The organism is Blautia hansenii (assembly GCF_013304445.1).
Lineage (GTDB): Bacteria > Bacillota > Clostridia > Lachnospirales > Lachnospiraceae > Blautia.
Genome location: NZ_JAAITA010000041.1, coordinates 1 through 7,215 on the forward strand (window position 1 = coordinate 1; position 7,215 = coordinate 7,215).

Here is a 7,215-nt window from a genome sequence, read left to right on the forward strand (position 1 = left end):
TTACCATACATTATCCTCAAAATATATAGTAGAGATTTAATTTATTCTATACTAGTTCCTCTACAAATAATGACCACTCCCCAGCAGACGATTTCAGATATTTCATTGCCAGTAAAATCTGGTATAAACCATTATGTGCCGGTGAAGGTATCACTTTATCAGTATCCAGGATTTCTGGCGTAGTATGTATTGTCCGATTATATATTCTGGAATTATGAGCACACATATTTCTCAGTACAGAAACAGCCTGTACCCATGAAGCAAACATTTTCTGAGATGGATTTACGAAATTTCCTTTTTTTACTTTTTCCACGACTTCCGGACGTATATCTTTTAAATGTACATGTTTGATTCTTCCCACATATTTTCCGACCATCTCCAGAGGGTCTTCTCCGCAATAGGCAAAGTGTCCTGTGTCAAACAGAAGGTTTACATATTCCGGGTCTGTATGTTCCATCATGCGTTCCACTTCTGCAAAAGGTTTTGTCAAAAGGAGAGAAGAAAACCACTGATTGCAAATCTCTATTCCTCTCAGGCTTAAAGCCTTTTTCAAAACCTCTGGATTTTTCGGGTATTTGTTTCCCACTTCAGACCCTGTAAATCCTGCAAGAGCCATTTCGCTGACACACTGTTCAAAGGTGTTTTCACTTCCCAGCCCCCCTCTGACAGGTGGTTCTGACTGTAAGTAAAATCCCGGCAAACCAATCTTTTATCTATTGACATTTATGATCTAAACTTTATTTCTTTTTCTGTTCCAAGGCCAATCCAATCAGCCAATCTGCCTTATCAGCCATGAACAGAGGAATGTTCAGTACATCATCATCCAGCTTCAAATTATCCAGGGAGAATCGAACACGGAGTTTCACCTTTTCCGGGAACAATTCCTTAAACTTTTTGAGGCTCTTGCTGGATGTATTGGCTTCGGATTGAACTTCAACAGGGAAAATATCATTTTCTCGCTGGATTAGAAAATCCACCTCATACGGAGGATTGCTCTGTGTCCAGTAGCTTTTTCAAAATAAATCGTTCCATAGGTTCACCCCTCACACTTTTATCAAAATAATTGTGTTTTATAATCACACTTTTATGTATAATGATAGCAAGAAAAGCTTTTTTCTGCGGTGCAAATGAAAAAGCGGCAAAAAGTCCCCTTTAACTTCTCGCCGCTTTCAAACAACTTATTTCTTTCTAAGCATTATATTGTCAATGTTGCACCAATCGCCTCCATTAGCTATACTATACACTCCAATTTCGCATTGTCCGTTTGTAACTTGAATATTGTCGATTACAACTTTATTCCAACCTAAATCACTCACTGGCAAAGTCTGAGTCAGCTCATCGCCACCATAATTTTTAGCATAAAGCTGATTTACCTTTTGCGCAGCATTCGTCATTACCCAGGCAGACAAGGTATAAGTTCCATCTTCAAGACCTGTTACTGTCTGATATACAGAGCACCCGTAATCTTCCTCATTCCAGAAGGTTAATTTATACTCTCCATCCATTCCTTTTGCTTCTGTCTTAACAGTTTCTGTACTGGTTCCGTCTTCCAGCCAAACCTTCCAACCAGTTGGAGTGTTTGTATATCCGTCAGTTTCAAATCCCGGATTTACCACTTGATTCTTTTCTGGTGCCTGAAAAACATCTATAGATTCCAACGCATTTCCTTCAAAATCAAACAGTGCCAGATTATCCCATGGATTAGATAAAATACCGTCATCTTCTATATATTCTTTTCCTGCCTCACTTCCCCAGTAGGCTCCTTCCACTGGTATCCATTCCGGTTCCCAATAAAAAAATCCAAGCCCACGGTTTCCCGGAACATTCAAAATAACAGATTCCAAATCATGGATAAAATCTTTTTGTCCCTGCACAGACGCCGGATAACCACCGATTACCTCATCATCCGGACTAAAAGAGCTTCCTAATCCATCACCATCTTCCAACGTAAAAGCATATGCTGTCTCAACAATCATTACATCCTTATCATAACGAATGCTAATATCATTTAAATTATACTGCAAATCCTCCATAGTTCCATGCCACATCGGATAATAGGTCAAACCGATAATGTCAAAATCCAAATCAAATCCGCAACTCGTTACTCCGTCAAACCACCAACGATATAGCGAATTGTTTCCTCCGTTATCCAAATGCAGAATAATCTGCGTTTGCTCCCCTACAGAATCTCTAACTCCTGTTATGGCCTGATTCAATAATTCTGCGAGCTGAGTAAAGTCTGTATAATTCCCTCCGATTTTCCCTTCATCCCAGAGAATTCCCGACGAGGTTTCATTCCCAACCTGTATCATATCCGGAATGACTCCCTGACTCTTAAAATTATCCATTGTTGTTTTCATATAACTATATAAAGTTGTCTTCAATTCTTCATAAGATAAATCAGCCCATTCTTTTGGCTTTGACTGCGTTCCCGGATCTGCCCAATAATCGCTCAAATGAAAATCAATCAGAACCTTCATTCCTTTTTCTTTTGCACGCTTTGCCAACGTTAAAGTTGTATTAAAATCATTACTTCCTCCACCATAGCTGTTACCTTCGCTATCATAAGGATTCACCCATAATCTTAGCCTTACATAATTGGCACCATGATTTTTCATAATCTCCAGTGCATCATTTTCAACTCCATTATCGTAGAATTTTCCTCCAAGGTCTTCTATTTCTTTCAACATCGAAACATCTGCTCCTCGAATAAAATCCGAATAATCTTCATTGATCCGTTCTGCTTTTACTTCCTTACCTGTTCCGGATAAAAGAAACATTCCCAATACACATCCCAACAATATTTTATTCATTTTCTTTCTTCTCATAAACACTCTCCTTTTCCGCCCCTTATCCTTTCACCCCGCCTGCTGTTAAGCCATTCTGGATATACTTCTGCAGCATCATAAATATCAACATAATTGGAAGCGATGCCAGCACAGCCGCCGCCGCAAACAAGGTCCAGTGAGCCGCAAACTGATTTGTAATAAACGATTGCAGTCCTATGGCCAAAGTAAAATTGCCAGGCGACTGCAAAAATACGGAACTAATCACATATTCACTGTATGTTCCAATGAAGGAAAACAGAAAAATAACAACCAATTCCGGAGTAGCCAGAGGCAGCACAATTCTGAAAAAGGTGGTAAAGTGTCCTGCACCGTCTACAAAAGCCGCCTCATCCAGTTCTTTTGGTATCCCATCCATATAAGACTTCAAAAGCCATATATTAAACGCGCTGCCGGCTGCTAAAACCAAAATAATCGCTAAAAAATTATCTGCAAGTCCAAATTTGTAAATCAGTACATAGTATCCGGCCAAAGCCATACTGTTTGGAAATACCTGCAGTACCAACAAAGCCATAAGCCCCTTCGTTCTTCCCGGAAACCGCAGTCTGGAAAATGCGTATGCAGATAAGCTTGTCAAAACCAACTGAATCACGGCCACAATAAGGCAGAGTTTCAGGGAATTAAACACCCACAAGGCAAAATCTGTCTCTCTGAATAAACTCACATAGTTCTCTACACTCAGCTGTTTGGGGACGAGTGAAGTCATAAAAAAGCTGTCCCCCTTTGAAAAAGATGCCATGACAATCCATAAAGCCGGAAACAATACCATAATCAGCACTATCCAAATTACAATACGGCTAAGCCATAAAGAAATGTTTTCTTTCTGTGTGCTTTTACGTTTGCTCTGCATTTAGTCCACCTCCTTAAACGCACCGGACATATGTAGATTGACTAAAGTCAAGGTTCCAACAATTAAAAATGAAATTACACTCAATGTTGCCGACAATTCATAGCGGTTCGACCATGTAGTCATCTTATAAATTGTACTGGCCAAAATATCTGTACTTCCTGCAAACTGAGAACCCGTTCTTGCAGGACCACCTTGCGTAATCATATAGATATTTCCAAAATTATTAAAATTCGAAGCAAAGGTTGAGACAATGAGCGGAATAGACAGCTTTGTAAGAACCGGGAAGGTAATCCGGCAAAAACATTGCCACTTGGAAGCCCCGTCCATTTTAGCAGCTTCATAAAAAGTTGAATCTATGGACTGCAGACCTCCCAGACACACATTCAGCATATACGGAAATCCCAGCCAGAGATTTACCATAATAATTCCCACTCGCGCCCAGAATACATTTGTCATCCAGGGAATCCCCGGGATACCAAATATATGCAGCAAATTGTTGATGCCTCCATATTGTTCATTCAAAAGTCCCTGCCACGCCAGAATCGCAATGGTTGCAGGAAGCGCCCACGGCACAATCAGCAGAGATTTATAAATCTTTGCCTCACGCATACGGGGATTATTCAAAAGCACTGCCATCCCCATACCTATCAGATAAGCCCCCATCGTACTGATTGCCGCAAATACCAGAGTCCATCCCAGCACCGGGAAAAACACCTTACTGATGCTTCCCCGAATTACTTCCAGGTAATTGGCTATCCCAACCATATTAAAATCTTCCAGATGATACATATTATAGTTCGTAAAGGATATAAAAACGGTATATATAATCGGCACTACAGTAAAAACCAGTATAGAAATGATAGCCGGGGCAATAAATGCATATGCAATTTTCTTTTTCTTGCTGTTTTTGCGCATTTTGATTCATCTCCTTATTTTCCGGAATTCATCATTTCAATCCCTTCTGCAACCTGAGTTTCAATATAATTTCCTGCCTCTTTTGGCGTAACTTCTCCATTAAACATTAATTTCATGTTATCCGAAAACGGTGTCCACACCTGTCCCATTTCAGAGGCAGTAGGCATTGGCTCTCCATAAGAAATTTGTGTAATAAAACTTTCCGTTGCAGCATCTTTCTCTATTGATTCCTGCGCTGCAAGCTGCGCCGGAATCCTTCCGCCTGCTTTATACATATCCTCTTCTGAATTTTCCAACAAATACTGGTAGAATTCCCATACAATATCCTGGCTGTCTGACTTTGCACTTACAAAACCTACCTGTGTTCCTACCGGAGTCACAAAATCCTTTCCGTTTAACTTCGGCATAGGCGCAACCGCAAAAGGAGTTCCTGCACTGTTTAATCCTTCAATATCCCACGGACCTCCAATGTAGAAAGCGGTATTTCCATTCTGAAAATTACTTTTTGCAGTGTCACTCGTAATATCAGAAGTGACAAACTTGTATTCTGTCGCGAGTTTTTGCAGGAATGTGTAGGCTTCTACCGCACCTTCGTTTCCCAATCCTATATCCGCCACGTCATAATTTCCATCTTTGTAGTTAAAAATATAACTGTCATACGCCCTCAAAAATCCCAAATCATAATAGATACTGGATGCTTCAAACTGAATCCCTCCATTATCTTTTGCCACCTCGAGAAGCTCTTCCCATGTGGCTGGTGCTTCTTTCATTTTCTCCGTATTATAAAAAAGCGCATTCGTTTCAACTGCAATGGGAACTCCATAGCGCTTTCCATCTGCATAGCAAGCCTGCACAGCCGCTGGGGTATAATCAGAATCCTGATAAATCTCTTCCGGAACTTCCTGTACCATACCCGCATCTATATATTGGGCAAGCTGGTCGTTTGCAATTCCATAAATGCCATCCGGTCCGTCTTCACTTTTAATCGCCTGCGCAAACTGCTGAATATCCGCGGTTTCATGGACAACTTCTACTTTATTTCCCGTTTCTTCTTCCCATTTCTTTGCATATTCCTGCAAAGTCTCAGCCTCATTTTCCAAATTTGTCCAAATGACAGCGGAATCTCCTCCCTTATCCGTTTCCTTTCTTTCTGCAGTTTCACTGTCCTTTCCACATCCTGCTAACACATTTGTCATTGCAAGAGCTCCAATTAACAGGCATACTACACACTTTCTTTTCATAACTTATTCCTCACTTTCTGACCTCGGTCATTTATTTTTATGAATATTTTTCAGCATTTCCAGAGCAGGTAACACATTTCCCTCATAGTCAAACAGAGCCTGATTGGCCCAGGTATTGCCCTCAGGCGCCATATCATTCATATATTTCTGTCCCTCTACAGAAGCCCATGTTGAATTTCCTCCCGGAATCCATGCGGGTTCCCAGTAAAAAAATCCCCGTCCCCTATTCTTTTTCACACGCTCAATGCACGCAATTAAGTCTTTTAAAAACTGTGCCTGTCCTTCCGGTGCAGGTTCATATCCACCCTTTTCTGCAAGTTCTTTTGAAAATACCAGACTGCATCCTTCCTTCTCCTCAAGGGTGAACCCATACGACGTTTCTGCCACCAAAACCGCTTTCTCGTATCGCTGACTGATATCCTGCAGATTTTCTTCCAGTTTTGTTAAATTTTCATGCCAGTATGGATAATAGGACAACCCGATAATATCATAGTCCAACCGATGTTTTTCCGCCTCATCAAACCATTCACGATAAAGTCCATTATCACCACCAAAATCTAAATGTAAAACAATTTCTATGTTACTGTCAACTTCTCTTACAGCCTGTATACCTCTCTCTAACAAGAAAAACATGGACTCATATTCTCTTTTGGGTTGCTGTTCTTCCAAATTTCGATAGGCTTTTAGCTGACCATCCGGCCATAAAAAACCATTTGTGATTTCATTTCCCACCTGAACCATATCCGGCAGTATGTCTCTCTTCTGCAACTCCTCTAATACCATTTTGGTATAGTCGTAAACAGCTGTACCCAGTTTTTTTCCGGATAACTCCTTCCATGCTTTAGGCTTTATCTGCTTTTTGGGATCCGTCCAAAAATCACTGTAATGAAAATCCAGGAAAAATTGCATTCCTTTCTCTTTAATTCTCTCTGCCATTTTCAAGACAGAAGCCAGGTCATTCGTTCCGCCTCCGTAAGGATTTCCCTTTTCATCATAAGGATTGTTCCAGATGCGAAGACGAATTGCATTGACTCCGTTTTCTTTTAAAATACCCAAAAGTTCTTCTTCTCTTCCATGGTTATAATATCGAATTCCCTTTTTTTCCAATTCCGAAAGCATGGAAATGTCCATTCCCTTTAAAAATTCCATCCTTACTCCTTTTACTTTTATTTTAGTTATTTTTTTATCTTTTTATTGATAAATTATTTATTAGTATATTAGCAACTTTTTACTGCTTTGTCAAGAATTTATATATTCTTTTTTCTTTTTTTACTCTTTTCAGGCATTTTACCCAATTTTCCTCTGCACAGTCATGACCACCCGCTTAGCGGGTGGCATGTTCTCCCCCTATAAGGGGATATTA

The 7,215-nt window shown here is 40.2% G+C and carries 6 protein-coding genes and 1 pseudogene; all 7 read right to left on the reverse strand.

What is annotated here, in order from left to right:
• Nucleotides 1-46: 46 nt before the first annotated feature.
• The 7 genes and pseudogenes from G5A70_RS15830 to G5A70_RS15215 all read right to left on the reverse strand — a co-directional run bounded on the left by G5A70_RS15830 (nucleotide 47) and on the right by G5A70_RS15215 (nucleotide 7,001).
• Nucleotides 47-700, reverse strand: a complete 654-nt coding sequence (locus tag G5A70_RS15830; protein WP_202031328.1) for a TIM barrel protein — start codon at nucleotides 698-700, stop codon at nucleotides 47-49.
• A 37-nt stretch (nucleotides 701-737) separates the two neighbouring features.
• Nucleotides 738-1,007, reverse strand: a pseudogene (locus G5A70_RS16175) (ATPase); the annotation flags it as partial.
• 171 nt (nucleotides 1,008-1,178) lie between these two features.
• Nucleotides 1,179-2,828 (reverse strand): glycoside hydrolase family 53 protein, encoded by a 1,650-nt coding sequence (locus G5A70_RS15195; RefSeq protein ID WP_173750298.1) that lies wholly within the window; start codon nucleotides 2,826-2,828, stop codon nucleotides 1,179-1,181.
• A 22-nt stretch (nucleotides 2,829-2,850) separates the two neighbouring features.
• Nucleotides 2,851-3,696 carry a sugar ABC transporter permease gene (locus G5A70_RS15200; protein ID WP_173750299.1) on the reverse strand — a complete coding sequence of 282 codons (846 nt, stop codon included), beginning with the start codon at nucleotides 3,694-3,696 and terminating at the stop codon, nucleotides 2,851-2,853.
• Complete coding sequence (locus G5A70_RS15205; protein ID WP_173750300.1) at nucleotides 3,697-4,611, reverse strand: carbohydrate ABC transporter permease; 915 nt, start codon at nucleotides 4,609-4,611, stop codon at nucleotides 3,697-3,699. It lies immediately after the preceding gene.
• 14 nt (nucleotides 4,612-4,625) lie between these two features.
• A complete protein-coding gene (locus tag G5A70_RS15210) occupies nucleotides 4,626-5,852 on the reverse strand; it encodes a sugar ABC transporter substrate-binding protein (RefSeq protein ID WP_173750301.1) in 1,227 nt (408 codons plus the stop codon).
• Between the two features lie 27 nt (nucleotides 5,853-5,879).
• A complete protein-coding gene (locus tag G5A70_RS15215) occupies nucleotides 5,880-7,001 on the reverse strand; it encodes a glycoside hydrolase family 53 protein (protein ID WP_173750302.1) in 1,122 nt (373 codons plus the stop codon).
• Between the last annotated feature and the right edge of the window lie 214 nt (nucleotides 7,002-7,215).